The 19,253-nt window shown below is 70.7% G+C and carries 22 protein-coding genes; 11 read left to right on the top strand and 11 right to left on the bottom strand.

Annotated features, from left to right (window positions below):
* Positions 1-144: 144 nt before the first annotated feature.
* Positions 145-1,107, bottom strand: coding sequence for a GlxA family transcriptional regulator (locus ACFY1H_RS48985; RefSeq protein ID WP_386956713.1), 963 nt, complete (start codon positions 1,105-1,107; stop codon positions 145-147).
* An 82-nt stretch (positions 1,108-1,189) separates the two neighbouring features.
* Here ACFY1H_RS48985 and ACFY1H_RS48980 point away from each other — a divergent pair, with 82 nt between their 5' ends.
* Positions 1,190-2,134 (top strand): DMT family transporter, encoded by a 945-nt coding sequence (locus ACFY1H_RS48980; RefSeq protein ID WP_386956712.1) that lies wholly within the window; start codon positions 1,190-1,192, stop codon positions 2,132-2,134.
* On the opposite strand, the gene ACFY1H_RS48975 is transcribed toward ACFY1H_RS48980, so the two are convergent.
* Positions 2,079-2,501, bottom strand: a complete 423-nt coding sequence (locus tag ACFY1H_RS48975; RefSeq protein WP_366585795.1) for a cytochrome c oxidase subunit 4 — start codon at positions 2,499-2,501, stop codon at positions 2,079-2,081. The genes ACFY1H_RS48980 and ACFY1H_RS48975 overlap by 56 nt on opposite strands.
* Positions 2,502-2,540: 39 nt before the next feature.
* Positions 2,541-3,488: a cytochrome c oxidase subunit II gene (gene coxB, locus ACFY1H_RS48970; RefSeq protein WP_366585793.1), complete on the bottom strand. Its 948-nt coding sequence runs from the start codon at positions 3,486-3,488 to the stop codon at positions 2,541-2,543.
* Between the two features lie 195 nt (positions 3,489-3,683).
* On the opposite strand from coxB, the gene asnB reads away from it, so the two are divergent.
* The 3 genes from asnB to ACFY1H_RS48955 all read left to right on the top strand — a co-directional run bounded on the left by asnB (position 3,684) and on the right by ACFY1H_RS48955 (position 6,799).
* Positions 3,684-5,618, top strand: a complete 1,935-nt coding sequence (asnB, locus tag ACFY1H_RS48965; protein WP_366585791.1) for an asparagine synthase (glutamine-hydrolyzing) — start codon at positions 3,684-3,686, stop codon at positions 5,616-5,618.
* 265 nt (positions 5,619-5,883) lie between these two features.
* Positions 5,884-6,180, top strand: a complete 297-nt coding sequence (locus ACFY1H_RS48960) for a hypothetical protein (RefSeq protein ID WP_386956711.1) — start codon at positions 5,884-5,886, stop codon at positions 6,178-6,180.
* A gap of 127 nt (positions 6,181-6,307) precedes the next feature.
* Positions 6,308-6,799, top strand: coding sequence for a sialidase family protein (locus ACFY1H_RS48955; RefSeq protein ID WP_386956710.1), 492 nt, complete (start codon positions 6,308-6,310; stop codon positions 6,797-6,799).
* Positions 6,800-6,865: 66 nt separating this feature from the next.
* Here the strand turns inward: ACFY1H_RS48955 and ACFY1H_RS48950 are convergent, their stop codons facing one another.
* Positions 6,866-7,858 carry a carbohydrate kinase family protein gene (locus tag ACFY1H_RS48950; RefSeq protein ID WP_386956709.1) on the bottom strand — a complete coding sequence of 331 codons (993 nt, stop codon included), beginning with the start codon at positions 7,856-7,858 and terminating at the stop codon, positions 6,866-6,868.
* 145 nt (positions 7,859-8,003) lie between these two features.
* Here ACFY1H_RS48950 and ACFY1H_RS48945 point away from each other — a divergent pair, with 145 nt between their 5' ends.
* On the top strand, positions 8,004-8,186 hold the full coding sequence (locus ACFY1H_RS48945) for a hypothetical protein (protein WP_220237941.1): 183 nt from the start codon (positions 8,004-8,006) through the stop codon (positions 8,184-8,186).
* 80 nt (positions 8,187-8,266) lie between these two features.
* Here ACFY1H_RS48945 and ACFY1H_RS48940 read toward each other — a convergent pair whose 3' ends face one another.
* Entirely contained in the window at positions 8,267-8,644 is a 378-nt protein-coding gene (locus ACFY1H_RS48940; RefSeq protein ID WP_220237940.1) for an iron-sulfur cluster assembly accessory protein, read from the bottom strand.
* 145 nt (positions 8,645-8,789) lie between these two features.
* On the opposite strand from ACFY1H_RS48940, the gene ACFY1H_RS48935 reads away from it, so the two are divergent.
* Complete coding sequence (locus ACFY1H_RS48935) at positions 8,790-9,437, top strand: DUF3043 domain-containing protein (protein WP_366585783.1); 648 nt, start codon at positions 8,790-8,792, stop codon at positions 9,435-9,437.
* Positions 9,438-9,575: 138 nt separating this feature from the next.
* Positions 9,576-10,571 carry an aldo/keto reductase family protein gene (locus ACFY1H_RS48930; protein WP_364057583.1) on the top strand — a complete coding sequence of 332 codons (996 nt, stop codon included), beginning with the start codon at positions 9,576-9,578 and terminating at the stop codon, positions 10,569-10,571.
* A 22-nt stretch (positions 10,572-10,593) separates the two neighbouring features.
* On the opposite strand, the gene ACFY1H_RS48925 is transcribed toward ACFY1H_RS48930, so the two are convergent.
* Together ACFY1H_RS48925 and ACFY1H_RS48920 are read right to left on the bottom strand one after the other, a co-directional pair.
* The gene (locus tag ACFY1H_RS48925) at positions 10,594-11,283 is read right to left on the bottom strand and encodes an IspD/TarI family cytidylyltransferase (RefSeq protein ID WP_366585781.1); all 690 of its coding nucleotides are present in this window, start codon (positions 11,281-11,283) and stop codon (positions 10,594-10,596) included.
* A gap of 11 nt (positions 11,284-11,294) precedes the next feature.
* Entirely contained in the window at positions 11,295-11,864 is a 570-nt protein-coding gene (locus ACFY1H_RS48920) for a dihydrofolate reductase family protein (RefSeq protein WP_366585779.1), read from the bottom strand.
* A gap of 151 nt (positions 11,865-12,015) precedes the next feature.
* Between ACFY1H_RS48920 and cobT the strand changes: the two genes are divergently transcribed.
* Positions 12,016-13,095, top strand: a complete 1,080-nt coding sequence (gene cobT, locus ACFY1H_RS48915; RefSeq protein ID WP_366585777.1) for a nicotinate-nucleotide--dimethylbenzimidazole phosphoribosyltransferase — start codon at positions 12,016-12,018, stop codon at positions 13,093-13,095.
* Positions 13,096-13,158: 63 nt separating this feature from the next.
* Here the strand turns inward: cobT and ACFY1H_RS48910 are convergent, their stop codons facing one another.
* Positions 13,159-14,262, bottom strand: coding sequence for a branched-chain amino acid aminotransferase (locus ACFY1H_RS48910; RefSeq protein WP_386956708.1), 1,104 nt, complete (start codon positions 14,260-14,262; stop codon positions 13,159-13,161).
* A gap of 112 nt (positions 14,263-14,374) precedes the next feature.
* Between ACFY1H_RS48910 and ACFY1H_RS48905 the strand changes: the two genes are divergently transcribed.
* Complete coding sequence (locus tag ACFY1H_RS48905; RefSeq protein ID WP_386956707.1) at positions 14,375-14,680, top strand: hypothetical protein; 306 nt, start codon at positions 14,375-14,377, stop codon at positions 14,678-14,680.
* Between the two features lie 37 nt (positions 14,681-14,717).
* Here the strand turns inward: ACFY1H_RS48905 and ACFY1H_RS48900 are convergent, their stop codons facing one another.
* The gene (locus ACFY1H_RS48900) at positions 14,718-15,350 is read right to left on the bottom strand and encodes a DUF402 domain-containing protein (RefSeq protein ID WP_386956706.1); all 633 of its coding nucleotides are present in this window, start codon (positions 15,348-15,350) and stop codon (positions 14,718-14,720) included.
* Positions 15,337-16,194 carry a sulfatase gene (locus ACFY1H_RS48895; RefSeq protein WP_386956705.1) on the bottom strand — a complete coding sequence of 286 codons (858 nt, stop codon included), beginning with the start codon at positions 16,192-16,194 and terminating at the stop codon, positions 15,337-15,339. Before ACFY1H_RS48895 ends, ACFY1H_RS48900 begins: the two co-directional genes overlap by 14 nt.
* A gap of 102 nt (positions 16,195-16,296) precedes the next feature.
* Between ACFY1H_RS48895 and ACFY1H_RS48890 the strand changes: the two genes are divergently transcribed.
* Positions 16,297-17,799 (top strand): leucyl aminopeptidase, encoded by a 1,503-nt coding sequence (locus tag ACFY1H_RS48890; protein WP_386956704.1) that lies wholly within the window; start codon positions 16,297-16,299, stop codon positions 17,797-17,799.
* Between the two features lie 66 nt (positions 17,800-17,865).
* Positions 17,866-18,840 (top strand): SMI1/KNR4 family protein, encoded by a 975-nt coding sequence (locus ACFY1H_RS48885; protein ID WP_386956703.1) that lies wholly within the window; start codon positions 17,866-17,868, stop codon positions 18,838-18,840.
* Here ACFY1H_RS48885 and ACFY1H_RS48880 read toward each other — a convergent pair.
* Positions 18,837-19,181 carry an oxidoreductase gene (locus ACFY1H_RS48880; RefSeq protein WP_220237928.1) on the bottom strand — a complete coding sequence of 115 codons (345 nt, stop codon included), beginning with the start codon at positions 19,179-19,181 and terminating at the stop codon, positions 18,837-18,839. The genes ACFY1H_RS48885 and ACFY1H_RS48880 overlap by 4 nt on opposite strands.
* Positions 19,182-19,253 lie beyond the last annotated feature (72 nt).

Below are 19,253 nucleotides of genomic sequence, written 5' to 3'. Positions count from 1 at the left end.
GGCCCCACGCCTCACCTCACGGCAACACGCACCCCCACCTCGCCCTACTGAGAAAACCTCAATGTGGCGTTCGGTGCGTTGAACGCAACCAACGCCGCATTGGGGTGCTTGGGGCGAGCGGAGCGGGGAGGCCGCGGGAAGGGCTCAGGAGCCCTGGAAGGCCGCGCGGTAGGCGCTCGGGGTGGTTGCCCGCAGGCGCGTGAACTGGTGGCGCAGCGCGGCCGCTGAGGCGTAGCCACAGGCCGTCGCGATGTCCTCGACGGACAGCCCGCCCTCCTCCAGCAGCGCCTGGGCTCGGTCGAGCCGGCGTTCGGTGAGCCAGCGGTGCGGAGTGGTGCCCGTGGCGGCGGAGAAGCGCCGCAGGAACGTCCGCTCCCCCAGGCCGCTGCGGCGCGCGAGCTCCGCGACCGTGAACGGCCGGTCCAGCCGCCGTTCCACCCACTCCAAGGCTTCGGCGACCACGGCGTCGTCGGGCGCGGCGGTGGCCGGCAGCGGCGCCTCGACGAACTGCGCCTGCCCGCCGGCGCGGTGCGGGGCCGCGACCATCCGTCGCGCGAGGGTGGTGGCCGCCGCGACACCGCGCAGCCGCCGCACGAGGTGCAGGCACAGGTCCACGGCCGCGACGGTGCCCGCGCTGGTCGACACGCCGTCGTCGTCCGCGTACAGCGCCTGCGGGTCCACACGGGCTTTCGGGAAGAGCCGGCGGAAGTCCTGTTCGTACACCCAGTGCACGGTGCAGCGGCGGTCGTCGAGCAGGCCCGCGTAGCCGAGGGAGAACACGCCTGCGCAGAACCCGGCAACCCACGCTCCTCGCTCGCGGGCGTCGCGGAGGACGTCGAGAACCGGTTCCGGCGGCGCCACCGTGCGCGGTTCGCACGTCGGCACGATCAGCAGATCGGCCGAAGCGGCGAAGTCCAATCCGGACAGCCCGCTCAGCCCGAATCCCGACCAGGTGTCCACTTCGGACCCCCTCGGTGAGCACACGCCGAACTCCCAGCCCTCGATGCCGTCCGCGCTGCGGTCGGTGCCGAACACCTCGCACGCGACGCCCAGCTCGAACGGCGAGACCCGGTCGGCCAGCACCACCGCGACCCGTTGCACGTCCATGCGCCCAGCGTGTCACAAGTTTTGCGGCCGTTGTCATTTCTGACACTGGTCGGGCGCGGCTCGCGAGCCGAATCTGAGACGCATGAAGAACCCCGAAATCCGTCCCGTCCTGCAGTGGTCGGCGGCCATGGCCCTGTCGGGCACGATCGGCGCGGTCGTGCTGGAAAGCGGTGCCGCCGCGCCGGCCGTCGCGTTCGCCCGCTGTCTCGTCGGCGGTGTCCTGCTCGTCGTGTGGTGCCTGGCGCGCGGCTACCTGCGCAGCTGGCGGCCGTCGTTGCGCGACCTGCTGCTGGCCGCGCTGGGCGGCGTGCTGCTGGTGGCCAACTGGGTGTTGTTGTTCACGTCTTACGCGCTGTCGTCGATCGGCGTGAGCACGGTCGTCTACCACACGCAGCCGCTCATCCTGGTGGGTCTGGCGGCGGCGTTCCTCGGTGAAAAAGTCGCGAAGACGCACCTGGCCCGGGCGGGTGTCGCGTTCGCCGGCGTGGTGGTGATTTCCCTCTCGGCCCACGGCGACGACGGGCAGCCGGTGCGGTTCGCGGGAATCGCGCTCGCGCTGGGCGCGGCGGTGCTCTACGCCGGCGCATCGTTCGTGGCGAAGCAGCTCACCCACGTGCGCCCGCACCTGCTCGCGGCGGTGCAACTGGCGGTGGGGACGGTGCTGCTGGCCCCGGCGCTGGCGTTCACGCCGCTCCCGCACTCGGTTCCGGGGCTGCTGTGGCTGGTGCTGCTCGGCACCGTGCACACGGCGGTGATGTACGTGCTGATGTACGCGAGCATCGGCAAGCTGCCCACCACGACGGTGGCGCTGCTGTCCTACCTGTACCCGGTGGTCGCGGTGGTGGTGGACGTGCTGGCGTTCGGCCACCGGCTGTCGTGGCCGGAGGGCCTGGGGATGCTGGCGGTGCTCGCCGCCGCGCTGGCACCCCAGCGCGGCGGCAGGCCCCGGTCAGGAACGACCGGGGAAAGCGTCACTCGTGGTTCGGGCCCGTGTGGTACTCGAACACCAGCCCGCCCACGGCGATGAGCAGGGCGACGAGCGCCATGACCAGCAGCCAGATGTGGAAGAACGCGAGCGCGAGACCACCCAGCGCAGCCGCGGCCGCCATGGCGATCGGCCAGTAGCTGCCCGGGCTGAAGAAGCCCAGCTCGCCCGCGCCGTCGCTGATCTCGGCGTCCTCGCGGTCCTCGGGGCGCGGTTCGATCCGGCGGGACACGAACTGCATGTAGCTGCCCGCGAGGAACGCGAGGCCACCGGTCAGGAAGAGCGCGACGATGCCGACGGGCTCGGCCTTCTGGTCGGTCGCGTAGAGGGCGGTCATGACCCAGTAGATGACGGCCATGACGACGGCGAACGCCGCCACCATGTAGAAAATCCGGGCTTCGACCTTCATGGGACTTTCTCCCCTACTCCTCTGGTTCGCCGGAACCGGTCAGTTGGACGCAGTGCGCGCGGTGCGGTCGGTGTTGAACGGCTGCGTGGTCACCGCGTGCGGGGTGCACAGCTCGCCGCAGTTCATCGCCGCCAGCGCCTCGGAAGCCGTGTTCGGCAGGCCCGTCTTCGGGTTCGTTTCCGTGCGCAGCTTGATGTACTGGTCGTACTTGTCCGGCGAGAGCGCACGCACCTCGAAGTTCATCACCGAGTGGTACGTGCCGCAGAGCTCCGCGCACCGGCCGACGAAGGAGCCTTCGCGGTCGATGGAGTTCTGGAAGGAGCTGTCCTGGTTGTTCTTCTCGGGGTCCGGGAAGACGTCGCGCTTGAAGTGGAACTCCGGGACCCAGAACGAGTGGATGACGTCGGTGGACCGCAGGCGGTACTCGATCGTCTTGTTCGTCGGGAGCACGAGCAGCGGGATCTCGCCGGACGAACCGACGGTGCTCACCTGGGTGCCGTCCGGGCGCTTCGCGTTCGCGTCGTCGTACTTGAACTCCCAGTTCCACTGGAAGGCCACCACGTCGACGGTCACGTCCGGGTCGGGCTTCTTGTCGAGGACGTTGCTCTCGGTCGTCGCGGTGAAGAAGAACAGAACGCAGACCATGATCGTCGGGACGACGACGGTGAAGATCTCGAGCGGGATGTTGTACTGGAACTGCCGCGGGAGGTCCTCGGGACCCTCGACCGCGGAGTTCTTCTTCTTGCGGTGGAACGTCGCGGTCCAGAAGATCAGGGCCCACACGATGACACCGACGGCGAGCGCCGCGATGACCGTCCACGTCCAGAGGTTCTGCATCTCTTCGGCTTGCGGGGTGACCCCGACCGGCCAGCCGAATCGGAGGATCGCGTCCCCGGAGCAGCCCGTCGCGGTCAGCGCGACCAGCACGGCCAGCGCGGCGACGCGGCCGACCCGCTTACCCCCGTGGGTGCGCGCTGGTTTTCCCACTGCACCTCGCCCTTTCACCCAGAGCCTCCTCGACCGATCTTCGTGACAGGCGGAGCCTAGCCGAGTTCACGATTCCCGCTGTCCAAGGGGTGACCACAACGCGCGCGCGTCCACCCGATGCGGTCCGCGGTGCACGGTTCGCGGCATACTGTGCCCTTCCCGGACCGGCGAAGACCCTGAGGTGTGTGAGTACGCGTGTGCGGCCTGCTTGGACTGATCTGCGGCACCGAGACCGACGCGGCGAACGCCCGTGAAGCCGTGGGCGCGGCGATGCGCTGCCAGCGCCACCGCGGCCCCGACGAGCAGGACACCTGGGCCGACGCCGAGGTCGTCTACGGCTTCAACCGGCTGGCGTTCATCGACGTCGACCACGCCCACCAGCCGCTGCACTGGGGCCCGCCGGAAGCTCCGGGCCGCTACACCATGAACTTCAACGGGGAGATCTACAACTACCGCGAGCTGCGCGACGAGCTCGCTGAAAAGTTCGGCGCGAAGTTCGAGACCGAGGGCGATGGCGAGGCCATCGTCGCGGCCTACCACTTCCTGGGCGCCGACGCGGTGAAGAAGCTGCGCGGCATGTTCGCCTTCATGATCTGGGACTCCGCCGAGAAGGTCGTGTTCGGCGCGCGGGACCCGTTCGGCATCAAGCCGCTGTTCTACGCCGCCGGCCCCGGCGGAGTGGCGTTCTCCAGCGAGAAGAAGAGCCTGCTGGAGCTCACCGACACGCTCGGCGTGGCCCAGGAGCTGGACCGCAAGGCCCTGCAGCACTACCTGGTGCTGCAGTACGTGCCGGAGCCCGAGTCGCTGCACACGGCCGTGCGCCGCGTCGAGTCGGGCACGTCGTTCCGCGTGGTGCCGGGCGGGCAGGTCGAGTTCACCCGCTACTTCCACCCGCAGTTCGCGGCGAAGCCGGTGAACGGCGCCGCCGAGGCCGAAGCCCTGTACGAGCGCATCGCGAATGTGATGCGCGACTCGGTGGGCAAGCACATGATCTCCGACCCGGACGTGACGGTCGGCGCGTTCCTGTCCGGCGGCATCGACTCCACGGCCACGGCGACGCTGGCGAAGGAGCACAACCCGAACCTCATCGCGTTCACCACCGGGTTCGAACGCGAGGGTTATTCCGAAGTGGACGTCGCCGCCGAGTCGGCCGCCGCGATCGGCGTGAAGCACGTGGTGCGCACGGTTTCGGCCGACGAGATGATGGAAGCGCTGCCGCTCATCGTCTGGTACCTCGACGACCCGGTGGCCGACCCGGCGCTGGTGCCCCTGTGGTTCATCGCGCGCGAGGCCCGCAAGCACGTGAAGGCCGTGCTGTCGGGCGAGGGCGCGGACGAGCTGTTCGGCGGCTACACGATCTACAACGAGCCGATTTCGCTGGCACCGTTCGAAAAGGTGCCCGGCGGTGTGCGCAAGCTCATCGGCAAGGTGTCCACGAAGATCCCGGAAGGCACGCGCGGCAAGGACTTGCTGCGCCGCGGCGCGCTGCCGCTGGAGGACCGCTACTACGGCAACGCGCGCAACTTCCGCGACGACCAGCTGCGCAACGTGCTGCGGACGTACACCGAAGGCGTGGGTTTCAAGGACGTCACCGCGCCCTGGTACGACGTCTCGCGCGGCTGGGACCCGGTGGCGCGCATGCAGCACGTGGACCTGTTCACCTGGCTGCGGGGCGACATCCTCGTGAAGGCCGACAAGGTCACCATGGCCAACTCGCTGGAGCTGCGCGTGCCGTTCCTCGACGCCGAGGTGTTCAAGGTCGCCGCTTCCATTCCCCTGGACCAGAAACTCGCGCACGGCACCACGAAGTACGCGCTGCGCCAGGCACTCGCGAAGATCATCCCCGCCCACGTGCTCAACCGCCGCAAGCTCGGCTTCCCCGTGCCGATCCGCCTGTGGCTGCGCAACGAGATGTACGACTGGGCGCGCGGCATCATCAACGACTCGAAGACCGACGAGCTGCTCGACAAGCCCGCCGTGCTGCGCCTGCTGGAGGAGCACAAGGCCGGCCAGCTCGACCGCAGCCGCCAGATCTGGGCCCTGCTGGTGTTCATGCTGTGGCACGGCATCTTCGTCGAGCACCGCATCAAGCCGGAGATCCCGGAGCCGGTCTACCCGGTGAAGCTCTGACGCCGTTTCCGCTAGGTCCGAACGGGGATTTCGACGCAGCTTGAACAGCTTGGCGGCGAGGTCCCCGTCCGGCAGCGTGCGTCACATGAAAACTCTTCGGAAAGTGATTCTGACCACGGCAGTGGCCGCTGCCGCCCTGTCTTTCGCCGCGGTGCCCGCCAACGCGGCCCCGCTGTCGAGCGCGCCGTACGGCGCCTAGGCGAACGAAGGCACGTTCCCGTCCAGCGGCCCGTGCCCGCACGGCAGTTTCAGCGCGGCTCGCCGCGTGTTCACGCAGGCACCCGGCTCCGACGGCACCCTGCACCCCTTGCAGATCGACCTCATGTACTACGGCGCGTGCGGCGCCTTCGCCGAGGTCACCGACACGCTCACCAATTCGGGCACCGACAACTGCACCGTCTACGTCGACCGCTCCGACGACGGCGGCGCGACCTGGGTCAACTCCACCGACCAGATGGAATTCGGGTACGGCGAAACCAGGATCGCGAACAACCTCAACGGCCGCCTCGCGCGGGCCGCGGTGTCGTGCAACGGGGAGCTGACCAGAACCGGCTGGTACTGACGCCTTGACGCGGGCGGGGCCGCCCGGACCCGGGACAGCCCCGCCGCGCTTCACAAGGTCCGATCGGGGATTTCGAGCCTGCTCTAACAGCTTGGCGGCGCAGTCGTGCGTCCGGCAGCTTCCCCCTATGAAGATTCTTCGGAAAGTTGTCCTGGCCACGGCGGCGAGCGCGTCGGCGCTCTCGTTCGCTGCGGTCCCCGCGAATGCGCAACCGCTGTCGAGCGCGCCGTACGGCGCCTACGCGAACGAAGGCACGTTCCCCTCGAGCGGGCCGTGCCCGCACGGCAGTTTCAGGGTGCAGCAGGAGTACACCACCAACGCACCGAATGCCCTCGGCGGGCTGATCACCATCACGGTCCGGTTGTACTACTACGGCGCGTGCGGTGCCTTCGCCGAGGCCCAGGCCGCCGACTCGAGCCAGGCCAGCGACCGCTGCTCGATCGTCGTCGACCGGTCCGACGACGGCGGTGCGAGCTGGTCGAGCGAAGAAGGGTGGATGGACAACGGCTGGGCGGAGACGAAGATCGCCAACAACCTCAACGGACGGCTCGCCCGGGGCGCGCTCGTGTGCGACAACCTTTCGGGCCCGCTGTTCATCTTCCGGACCAACTGGTACTGATCCGCTGATACGACAGTGGCCGCCACCGTGCGTTCGGGGGCGGCCACTCTCGTGCGGCGCGGAACGTCAGGCGCTCGGCAGCACCGTGGCGATCTTGTCCGCCGCCTGTGGGCCGAAGGCGTCGCCGAGGCGGGCGAGGGCGTCGGTGCGGTCGAAGGTCCACTCCTGGGTGCCGACGGTTTCCAGGACCAGCACGGCGATGAGCGAGCCGAGCTGGGCGGCGCGCTCCAGCTCCAGGCCGCCGTCGAGGGCGGCGAGGAAGCCGGCGCGGAAGCCGTCGCCGACGCCGGTCGGGTCGGCCTTGCCGCGTTCGGGGACGGCGCCGATCTGCAGGGCGAGGCCGTCGCGGCCGACGATCTCCACGCCCTTCTCGCCCAGCGTGGTGATGCGCATGCCGACGCGTTCCAGCACGTCGGCCTCGGTCCAGCCCGACTTCTGGAGCAGCAGCTCCCACTCGTAGTCGTTGCTGAACAGGTACTTGGCGCCGGCGATGAAGTCACGCACCTGGGCGCCGTCCATGCGGGCCAGCTGCTGCGACGGGTCGACGGCGAAGGTGTAGCCGCGCTGGCGGCACTCCTGCGCGTGGCGGACCATGCCCTCGGGGTCGTCCGGGCTGATCAGCACGAGGCTCAGCTCGCCGGCGCGGTCGGCGATGGGCTTGAGCTCGATGTTGCGCGACTCGGCCATGGCGCCGGCGTAGAACGTCGCGATCTGGCACAGGTCCTCGTCGGTGGTGCACACGAAGCGCGCGGTGTGCGCGACCTCGGACACCAGCACTCCGGAGGTGTCCACGCCGTGGCGCTCGAGCCACGACGCGTAGTCGGCCCAGTCGGAGCCCACGGCACCCACCAGCACGGGCTTCACGCCCAGCACGCCCAGGCCGAACGCGATGTTGGCGCCGATGCCGCCGCGGCGGACGACGAGGTCGTCGGCCAGGAAGCTCAGCGACACCCGGTGGAGCTGCTCCTTCACGAGCTGCTCGGCGAACCTGCCGGGGAAGTGCATCAGGTGATCGGTTGCGATGCTGCCGGACACGGCGATCCTGGCCTTGTCTGCCACCGGTTCTCCTCTGGGTGTCTCGTTCGTGCGGCTCTGGCGGGGTTACCCGCAGGTCATGACCCGTCCGGGTAGTTCCCGCGCCTCGGCCGACACTACCGGCTGGTACCGCTTTCCCAGTCGCTGAAGGATCAATAGCGTTACGGAAGTGAACACGGCCACTGAACCGGAAGACCTCGGCGAGCTGATCGCCGACTGCGCCCACATCCCGTCCGCGCTCCGCAGCGAGGGACTCACCACCGACCGGATGCCGCACCCGCGCGCGGCGCGGCCGTGGCAGGTCGACGACGCCTGCCACGCGCAGGTCGCCGACCTCGACGCCTACGTCTGAGAGCCGGCTCCGAGCACGAAGAAGGGCCCCCGCCGAGTCGGCCGGGGCCCTTCTTCGTGTGCTTTACCGAGCGCGCGGGCTCAGTGGAAGCTGTCACCGCACGCGCACGAGCCGGTCGCGTTCGGGTTGTCGATCGTGAAGCCCTGCTTCTCGATCGAGTCGACGAAGTCGATCACAGCCTCGGACACGTACGGAGCGCTCATCCGGTCGACCGCCACGCGCAGACCGTCGAAGTCGCGGAAAAGGTCACCGTCGAGCTCGCGCTCGTCGAAGAACAGCTGGTAGCGCAGGCCCGCGCAGCCACCGGGCTGGACGGCGATGCGCAGGTGCATGTCGTCGCGGCCCTCCTGCTCGAGCAGGGCCTTCGCCTTGACCGCCGCGGCGTCGGTCAAGGTCACGCCGTGGGTCTCCTCGGCGGTCTCGGCCTGCGCCGCACCGGTCTGCTCAGCGGTCGTCATGGCACTCCCTCTAGGTCGAACTCACTGCGGGTACTTCTCGTCCGAAACAGTTCAACTCTCCGGGTACCCGATCTGTTCCCCCTCCATGGTTGCACATCGCACGACCTGCCGAACATCGTCGTGACGCCTGCAATACCCTGGTGAGGTGAGGTTCCTGCGCCGAAGCACCACCGAGACCCCTGCGGACGCCGTCGAGGCCGACGTCGTCGAGTCCGATTCGACCATCGGCAAGGCGTACACGCCGGGCAAGGGCCGGGCGACGCCGAAGCGGCGGGAAGCGGAAGGTCGCAAGCGCGGACCCGTCGCCCCGCCGCCCACCAGCATGCGCGAGGCGATGAAGCGCAACAAGCAGCTCCGCAAGGAGAACCCGGTCAGCAAGGAAGACCGGCGCGCCGCCGCCAAGCAGCGCCGCGAACGCATGATGTCCGGCGACGACAAGTACCTGCCTGTGCGCGACCGCGGGCCGGTCAAGGCGTACGTGCGCGACCTCGTCGACTCCCGGCGCAACATCCTGGGCCTGTTCATGCCGCTCGCGATCCTCGTGTTCCTCGCGCTGCTGATCCCGGTGCCGGCGGCGCAGCAGTACATCACCCTCATCTGCATGGCGATGCTGCTGGTCATGGCCATCGAGGGCGTGGTCAACGGCCGCAAGATCTCCCGTCTGGCCCGCGAGCGGTTCCCGAAGGAGCCCACCCGCGGCGTCGGCTGGTACGCCTTCGTGCGCGCGAGCCAGATCCGCAAGCTGCGGGTCCCGAAGCCGCGCCTGCGCCCGGGCGACCCGATCCCCGGCTGAGCATTTCTGTGACGGCCGCCACACCCGCGAGGGTGTGGCGGCCGTTGTCGTTTCCGGCTGGTTGCCGGTGAGCACCGCCACTGCCCGATGGGGGAGGTTCGTTAGCAACGCGAACAACCCCCGCCTAGGCTGAACGGCATGGAGTTTCGACGACTCGGCCGCAGCGGCCTCAACATCAGTGAGATCTCCTACGGCAACTGGCTCACCCACGGGTCCCAGGTCGAAGAGGAGCAGGCCCAGGCCTGTATCAAGGCGGCGCTCGACGCCGGCATCACGACCTTCGACACGGCCGACGTGTACGCGAACACGGCGGCGGAGTCCGTGCTCGGGCGGGGCCTGAAGGGCCAGCGCCGGGAGAGCCTCGAGATCTTCACGAAGGTGTTCTGGCCCACCGGGCCGAAGGGCCAGAACGACAAGGGCCTCTCGCGCAAGCACATCATGGAGTCGGCCACCGCGTCGCTGCAGCGGCTCGGCACCGACTACCTCGACCTCTACCAAGCGCACCGTTTCGACCACAACACGCCGCTGGAAGAGACGATGGTCGCCTTCGCCGACCTCGTCCGCCAGGGCAAGGTGCTCTACATCGGCGTCTCGGAGTGGTCGGCCGACCAGATCACGCAGGGCGCGGCGCTCGCGCGTGAGCTGAAGGTGCCGTTCATCTCCAACCAGCCGCAGTACTCGATGCTGTGGCGCGTCATCGAGTCGCAGGTCGTGCCGGCGTCCGAGCGTGAAGGGCTGAGCCAGATCGTCTGGTCGCCGATCGCGCAGGGCGTGCTCACCGGCAAGTACAAGGCGGGCCAGCCGCTGCCGGAGGGTTCGCGCGCGACCGACCAGAACGGCGGCGCGAACATGGTCAAGCGTTTCCTCAACGACGAGACGCTGACCGCGGTCGCCAAGCTGGAGCCGCTGGCCGCGCAGGCCGGGCTGAGCATGGCGCAGCTGGCCGTGGCGTGGGTCCTGCAGAACCCGAACGTCGCTTCGGCGATCATCGGCGCCTCCCGCCCAGAGCAGGTGCACGAGAACGTCAAGGCCGCCGGCGTGAAGCTCGACGCCGACCTGCTGACGGCGATCGACGAGGCTCTCGAGTCCGTCGTCGAGCGAGACGCGTCGCTGACCCGCAGCCCGTCGCTGTGATCTGCGCCGCTGGGCGATCCGCTCAGCGGGAGAGCAACCGCTCGGCCACCGCGAGGTCGTGCGGGTAGGTGATTTTCAGGTTCTCCGCGCCGCCGGGCACCCAGTGCACCGGCAGCGCGGAGAACCGTTCCATGCACGAAGCCGTGTCCGTGCCCAGGAAACCCTCGATCTCGGCCTGCTCGTAGGCCGCCAGCAGCGGCTCGGCGCGGAAGCCCTGCGGCGTCTGCACGCGGATCGCGCCCGGCAGCCGGGCGGCGACCGAACCGTCGGCGGCCATCGAGACCACGTCGTCGGCGGCCAGTCCCGGCACGGCACCGCCGTACTCGCGGGTCCGGGCCAGCACGTCGCCGATCAGAGCCGGCGTCGCGAGCGGGCGGGCGGCGTCGTGGATCAGCACGGCGTCGACGGCGCCCGATTCGATGCGCGGCGCGAGGTGGCGCAGGGCGTTCAGCTCGGACCCCTGCCGCGTCGCACCCCCGGTCACGACCTCGACCTGGCCCGGGTGCGCGGCCAGCACCTCTTCCGCCAGCTCCGCGTCCTGCTCGCGGATCACGAGCACCAGCACGCCCACCTCGGGCACCGCGGCGAACGCCGCCAGCGACCACGCGACCACCCGGCGGCCTGCCATCGGCAGGTACACCTTGTTCAGCGCCGCGCCGACCCTCGTGCCGGCGCCGCTGGCCAGCACGACCCCTGCCGCTGTCGTCTCCACGGTCGGCGACCCTACTGGGCCGCGTTCGCCGGGGTGTAGCTGAGGATCACCATCCCGTTGCCGAACACTTCGCTGCCGTTGAACGTGAAGTTCGCCTTCGCGGTGTCGCGGTACAGCAGCTCGTCGGGCTTGGCCGCACCGGAGATCACGGGGTGCAGCCACACGCGCAGCTCGTCGAGCAGGCCATTGGCCAGTAGCAGCCGCGTGACGTCGCCGAAGCCGTACTGCAGGATGTCGCGATCGGTCCGCTCCTTGACCTCGCGCACCGCGGCCACGGCGTCGCCACCGGCACCGCCGAGCACGTGGCTGTTCGTCCACTGCGGATCGATCAGCGACGAGGAGACGACGTACTTGTCGATCGAGTTCATCCGGTCGGCGAACGGGTCGGTGCCGGCCCGCTGCGGCCACGCTGCCGAGAACCCGTCGTAGGTCTTGCGGCCCATGATGAGGGCGTCGCTGCGGTCGAGTTGGGCCTTCGCGGCGGCGGTGGCCTCCTCACTGAAGTAGTCCCAGTGCCAGTCCGCCATGTTCGTGATGTCGCCGTCGAGCGTCATGAACGTGGCGTTGACGATCCTGCCCATCGGGTCCTCCTTGCGTCCGGTTCCGCCCGCGCTGGGCGGCTCTCGAAGACGCGACGAACGGCACCGCCGCGGTTCGACCCGGCCGGGGGAGTTTTTTCTTCAGCGGCCGGTAGGTTGACGCGTGAGGACTCCCGCGAGAGAAAGGCCTGGCGTGGACGCGGACACCAGCATCGAGTTCGGCGAGATCGAACCACCCAGCGACCAGGCCCGGTCGGCGGCGATCGCCCTGCACGGCAAGCTCGTGAAGCCCGCGGGATCCCTGGGGCGGCTCGAGGAGCTCGGCGTGTGGATCGCGTCGTGCCAGGGCCAGGCGCCGCCGCGGCCGTTCACGCGGCCCCGGGTCGTGGTCTTCGCCGGCGACCACGGCATCGCGAAGAAGGGCGTGTCCGCGTATCCGCCGGAGGTCACGTCGCAGCTCGTCGGCACGATGCTGACCGGCGGCGCGGCCATCAACGTGCTCGCGGCCGCGGCCGGCGCCAGCGTGCGCGTGGTCGACATGGCCGTGGACACCGAAGAGTCGGCCATGCGTTCCATCGGCGAGTACAAGGTCCGCCGCGGCTCCGGCTCGATCGACGTCGAGGACGCCCTCACCGACGCCGAGGTGCGCGCGGCCGTGCTCGCCGGCATGAAGATCGCCGACGCCGAGGTGGACGGCGGCGCCGACCTCCTCATCGCGGGCGACCTGGGCATCGGCAACAGCACCCCGGCGTCCGTGCTGGTCGCCGCGCTCACCGGCACCGAGCCGGTGGCCGTGGTCGGGCGTGGTTCGGGCATCGACGACAACGCGTGGATGCGCAAGGCCACCGCCGTGCGCGACGCGCTGCGCCGCGCCCGCGTGGTCCTCGCCGACCCGCTGGCGCTGCTGCGCACCTCCAGCGGCGCCGACATCGCCGCCATGGCGGGTTTCCTGGCCCAGGCGGCCGTGCGCCGCACCCCGGTCGTCCTCGACGGTCTCGTCGTCTGCGCGGCGGCGATGGTCGCCGAGGAGCTCGCGCCCGGCGCGCGCCGCTGGTGGATGTCCGGCCAGCTCACCGGCGAGCCCGCCCACGCCCTCGCGCTGGAGCACCTCGACCTCGGCGGGCTGCTCGACCTCGACGTCCGCCTCGGCGAAGGCACCGGCGCCGTCACCGCGCTGCCGCTGCTGATGATGGCCGCGCGCGTGCTCGCGGAGATGACCACGCACGAGCAGTCCGGGGTGGCCGGTCCGCTCACGCCGGTGCCGGCTTCCTGAAGCCACTCAACGAGAAGGGCCGCCCGGACGAACCCGGGCGGCCCTTCTCGTGTCCACAGTGGATCAGTTCAGGGGATGCATCCAGCCGTCGGGGAAGGCGAGGTCGCCTTCCTGCATGCCGACCAGTTCTTCCCGCAGCTTCATGGTGATCGGGCCCGGCTGCCCGTCGCCGATCGTGAACTCGCCGCCGGCGTGCTTCACGTGCCCGACGGGCGTGATCACGGCCGCGGTGCCGCACGCGAAGACCTCGGTCAGCTCGCCGGAGGCGGCCGCCTTCTCCCACTCGTCGGTGGAGATCCGGCGTTCCTCGACGCGGTGGCCCGCGGTCTCGGCCAGCTGCAGCAGCGACTTGCGCGTGATGCCTGGCAGCAGCGAGCCGGACAGTTCCGGCGTGACCACGCGGGCGTCGGACCCCGAGCCGAAGACGAAGAACAGGTTCATCCCGCCCATCTCCTCGACCCAGCGCCGCTCGACGGCGTCGAGCCACACCACCTGGTCGCAGCCCTGCTCCACGGCCTGCGCCTGCGCCACGAACGACGCCGCGTAGTTGCCGGCGCACTTCGCCGCACCGGTGCCGCCGGGGGCCGCGCGCACGTACTCCGTGGACAGCCACACGCTGACCGGCTTCACGCCACCGGCGAAGTACGAGCCGGCGGGCGACCCGATGAGCGTGTACAGGTACTCGGTGGCCGGCTTGTTCACGCCGAGGCCGGTCGAGGTGGAGATCATGAACGGCCGCAGGTACAGGGAGTCGCCCTTGCGGGTGGGCACCCAGCGCTCGTCCACCGCGATGAGCTCGCGCAGCGACTCGAGGAACAGCTCCACCGGCAGCTGCGGCATCGCCAGCCGCTCGGCCGAGGCCTGGAAGCGCTCGGCGTTGGCGTCGGGCCGGAACGCGGCCACCTTGCCGTCGGCCTGGCGGTAGGCCTTGAGGCCTTCGAAGATCGCCTGGCCGTAGTGCAGCACCGACGTGGCCGGGTCGAGCGAGAACGGTTCGTACGGCCCGACTTTGGCGTCGTGCCAGCCGAGTTCCTCACTCCAGCGGATCGTGACCATGTGGTCGGTGAAATAGAGACCGAACCCGGGCTTGTCGAGTACCTCGGCGACGCGCTCGGGAGTCGCGGGGTTCGGGTGCGGGACTCGGGAGAACTTCGTCGCTGTCGTCATGGCCCAACTTTAGCGCTTGGTCGGATGCGCGTTAGTCGGAAGACCACCTGTTTCACACGCCGCGTACCCGCGTGGCCGGTGCGTGAGCGCCGAAGTCCCCTACGATGGGCTGGTGAGCTTCCCAGCGACCTCCCAGGGACGCCGACCGGCCCAGCCGGGCGCCGGTGTCGACGTGAAGACCTTCGCGACCGCTGTGCTGCTGACGTTCGGCGTCGGCCTGCTCGGCATGGTGGGCTGGGCGCTGCTGAGCAGCGGATTCGGCGCTGTCCTCGGCCTCGCCGCGGGTGGTTTCGGCGTCTACTGGTGGCGCAGCCTGCACGGCCAGGTGTTCGCGCAGAACCTGCCGACCCGGTCGGTGATCATCCTGCTCGTGGTGAACGTCGTGCTCACCGGAGCGCTGCTGCTCCTCGTGGCCTGAGCTTCGGGCCTCAGCGCAGACCGGTCAACGCTGCGCGTCACAGCAGGGCGGCGGGCAGCTCCGGCGCGGGCCACGACGGGTCCGGCCGGAAGTCCGTGTGCGTGCCGTCGAACGGGAACGCGCCGGCGTCGGCCAGCGCCCCGATCCGCTCGCCCTCCGCGCGCAGCCGGTCGAGCTGCTCGCGCGTGAGCCGGCCGACGGCGAGCGCTTCCTCGGCTTCGTCCTCGTCGTCCCAGCGCCAGCCGGCGCCGGGCGTCACCACGACGTCGAGCACGCCGTCGATGCGGTCCGGGCCGCTCGCGGTGCGCCCGAGCGGGATCTCGAGGTTCACGTACCACTCGAGGAACGTGCCGTCCGGCGCGAAGAACCACCACACCGAGGACCACTGGCCCTCGGGGATCATCCGCAGCGTCGAAGTGCCGTGCCACGTGTCGGGCACCGGCACGCGTGGCACGCGGAAGCGCTCTTCCAGCCGGGCTTCGCGCATCGTGCGGCCGTCGGCGAGCCGGCTCCCGACGATCGGCGTGCCCATCGGGAGCCAGCCGAACAGGGTGCGGCCGTCGTCGGACACCACGCGCAACGGGTGGTGCTGGCCGATGCTGCCGTCGGGCCGCAGGAACCGTTCGACGACGGTCTCCCCCGGCTGCCAAAGGTGATCACTCGCGGGCATGGGCGTCACGGTAGCGGCGGGCGCGCAGCACCAGCTCCAGCACGGTGCCAAGCCCGGCGACGACCAGCACCGCGTACGGCGTCGCGAACAGCGCCGCGGCCACCGTGACGACCGCACCCGCGGCGGCGAGCCAGCCCTGGTCCGGCGCGTACCTCTCGCGCGCGTCGGTGTAGGTGGTGAGCGCGGCGGGGACCGTCGCGAGCACGACGACCACGGTGAGCAACGGCTGCAGCTGGCCCGCGTCGGCGGCGTAGAGCAGGTCGCGGATCGACGTGGCCGAGAGGCCGAGCCGGTCCGGCCCGAGCTGCACGAGCGCGACGATCGTGACCAGCACCGCGATTCCGCCCAGCGTCAGCGCGCGCAGGGTGACTCGGTCGGACGCGACCGGCAGCAGGAACGGCAGCGTGACCACCGCCGCCACGATGACCCCGGCGACGTTCGGCGCCGCGATCGGGCTGGAGGTCACGACCGGGGCCACCACGGCGCACAGCACGATCAGCACCACGGCGGCGGCGATCAACACGATCGTGAGCCAGCGGACCAGGACGGCGGGCAGCCGTAGACCGGCGAAATCGGCCACGGCGACCACGAGCACGAGCCCGGCCGCCGCGTACGCGGGTCGCGCCGGAACGACGTACGCGCCGAAGACGATCGCCTGCACGGCCACCAGCGCCAGGCGGGTGATCCCGCCGGTCCAGCGCTCGGCCTGCGTGTCGCCGAGCGCGGGCAGCCGGGCCGTGACCCCGGCGGCGATCGCCGCGAGCACGACGCCCGCCAGCACCCAGTAGCCGGCCCCGGCGGCGCCCACCGCCAGCACCACGAGGAGCCCGCTCCCGAGTCGCACGATGGTCCCCTCCCGACGTCCGGCCGCGCTTGTCATTAGCATGGCTCACGATCCGTCCGGGCACGTCGCCCGGTACCACCGCGACAGCGCGAGGAGCCAGAAGTGACCGTGCCGAAGCTTGCCCTCACCGAGAACACCGAGGCGGCGCTCGCCAAAACGCGCGCCGACGTGGTCGTGATCGGCACTCTCCAGGGCGAGGACGGCCCGGTGCTCGCCGCGGGCGCCGCGGTCGCCGATGCCGCGTTCGACGGCAAGCTCGCCGAGGTGCTCGCCACGCTCGGCGCCACCGGCAAGGCCGAGCAGGTCGTGAAGCTGCCCACGCTGGGCAAGCTCGCCGCCGGCGTCGTGCTGGCCGTGGGCCTGGGCAAGGCGACCGACGGTGCCGTGACGGCCGAGCAGGTCCGCCGCGCCGCGGGTGCCGCCGCGCGGACGCTGGCCGGCACGGAGCGCGCGTTCGTCACGCTCTCGGCGCTCGACCTGCAGGCGGCCGTGGAGGGCACCGCGCTCGGCGCGTACACCTTCACCGAGTACCGCTCCTCGAAGGGCGACGCCCCGCTGGCCAAGGCCGACTTCGTCAGCCCGGAGGACGGCACCGCGCGCGAGCACAAGGCGACGCTGAAGGCCGCCACCGCCATCGCGGAGTCGGTGATCATCACCCGCGACCTGATCAACACCCCGCCCAACGACCTGTTCCCGGCCTCGTTCGCCGACCGCGCGAAGCAGCTCGCCGAGGAAAACGGCCTCGACTTCGAGGTGCTCGACGAGAAGCAGCTCAAGCGCAAGGGCTTCGGCGGCATCCTGGGTGTCGGCGGCGGTTCGGCGCGTCCGCCGCGCCTGCTGCGTGTGGGCTGGAAGCCGGCCAAGGCGAGCAAGCGCGTCGCGCTGGTCGGCAAGGGCATCACGTTCGACTCGGGCGGCATCTCCATCAAGCCGGCCGCGGGCATGGACCACATGACCTCGGACATGTCGGGTGCCGCCGCGGTGCTGGCGTCGGTGGTGCTGGCCGCGAAGCTGAAGTACCCGCTCGAGGTCACCGCGCACATCCCGCTGGCGGAGAACCTGCCCTCGGGCAGCTCCTACCGGCCGGGCGACGTCCTGACCATGTACGGCGGCAAGACCGTCGAGGTCCTCAACACCGACGCCGAAGGCCGCCTGGTCCTGGCCGACGCGATGGTGCGCGCCGCCGAGGAGAACCCCGACTACCTCATCGAGACCGCCACTCTCACCGGCGCCCAGGTCGTGGCGCTCGGCAACCGCACCGCCGGTGTGATGGGCTCCGACGAGTTCCGCGACCGCGTCGCGGGCATCATGCAGGCCACCGGCGAGGGCGGCTGGGCCATGCCGCTGCCCGAGGAACTGCGCGGCGACCTCGACTCCCGCCTGGCCGACCTGGCCAACGTCACGGGCCACCGCTGGGGCGGCATGCTCGCGGCCGGCCTGTTCCTCAAGGAGTTCGTGGCCGACGGCCTGCCGTGGGCCCACATCGACGTCGCGGGCCCCGCCTTCAACACCGGCGGCCCCTGGGGCTACACCGGCAAGGGCGGCACGGGCGTCCCTGTCCGCACCATCGCCGCCGTCCTGGCCGACATCGCCGACCGCGGCTGACCCGTTCCCGGAGAAGGCCCCTCACCGCACGCGGTGGGGGGCCTTCTTTTGTGGCACCCTCGCGCCATGGACGCCGACGCCTACCTCGAAGCCGCGGTCCGCGACGTGCTCACCGCAGACGAGCCGACGCTCGACCGGCGCGTCGGGCAGGCCGCGCTGGTGCTCGCCACGGCAGGGGCGGGGACGGCCGCGGATCGGCTCGTCGGGCACTGGCGCGCGGTGACGGAGCGGCCCGTGACGCGGCTCGCCGACGACGCCGTCCGGGCGCGCGCCTGGGCGATGCTGTTCGAGGCGCGCGGCAACCGTCCACAGTGGGCGGACGAGCTCGTCCCGCTCGACCTCGATGCGGAAGAGCTGGCACACCAAGCATTCCTGACGCGGAAAGTGTCCGATCTGGACGGTGTGCTCGACGGCTCACCCGTCGCGGAGGTCGTGTCCGCGCTGGCGCCCGGGCGGCCCGACCGCGTCCGCGCGGCGCTGGCCGAAGGCGACCTCGAGCGGTGGGCGGAACTCACCGAAAACCACCCGAGCCCCGACGTCGCCGCCCTCGCCGCGACGCGGGCGCTGGCCCCGCGGCTGGTCGCCGGCGCCGATCCGCTGGGGCTCGGCCCGGACTGGCCCGACCAGTGCGCCGGCGCGTTGATCGCCGCGTTGCGCGAGCGCTACCCGACGCATCCGGGCAGCTGGCCCGAACTCGTCGCCGCGATCATGCTCGAACGCGACCAGACCGCGCCGCCGCCCGCGGACGAGGGAGACATCACAGAAGCCGAACGCCGGCTCGGCACCACACTGCCCGCCGACTACCGCGCGTTCCTCCGCACCGCGAACGGCCTTCCCGACGACGTCACCTTCCCGCGCCTGCTGCCCGCCCAGGAACTCCGCGCCGACCACGGTGTCGTCATCGTCTCCGATCCCGCGTTCGTGCTGCTGACCCCGACCGGCCACGCCGTGGAGGTCGACCTCGCGTTCGGCAGCACCGCGCACCCGTCGTTCCGCGCGCTGCTGGAGCACCACCTCGGGCTGCTGGAAGCGAGCCGCTAGACCTGGCCGCGCTTCTTCCGCTCCGTGTACTCGCGCATGCGCTTGGGGTAACCGACCCGCGACACCTCGTACACCGGAATCGACCGCTTCTCGCCGAAGTGCAGCGCGGCCTGGAGGCTGCCGATGCGCCGGCGGGTCCATTCGCCGTCGTGGGCGATGAGGACCACAGTGGCTTCCGTCACGGTGGTGCGGGGCTCGACGTATGCCTCGACGCCACGCCTCGACGCGGCCCATTCCTCCAGGTGACGGGTGTCTTCGGAGGTGGCCTTGCGCATCGTTCCCGGACGTCTGCCGCCTCGGCCGCGCCGACGCAGCGAGTCGAAGATCCCCACTCCGACCACCTCTCTTCCTGCAGGAGTACGAACTCCATTATTCCCACGATCAGGTGTGGTCGGTGTCGCACGGCCGGGTTG

This window comes from Amycolatopsis sp. NPDC001319, assembly GCF_042896185.1.
GTDB lineage: Bacteria > Actinomycetota > Actinomycetes > Mycobacteriales > Pseudonocardiaceae > Amycolatopsis.
Note: the sequence above shows the minus strand (reverse complement) of the source record. Positions and strands in the feature narration are given on the sequence as shown.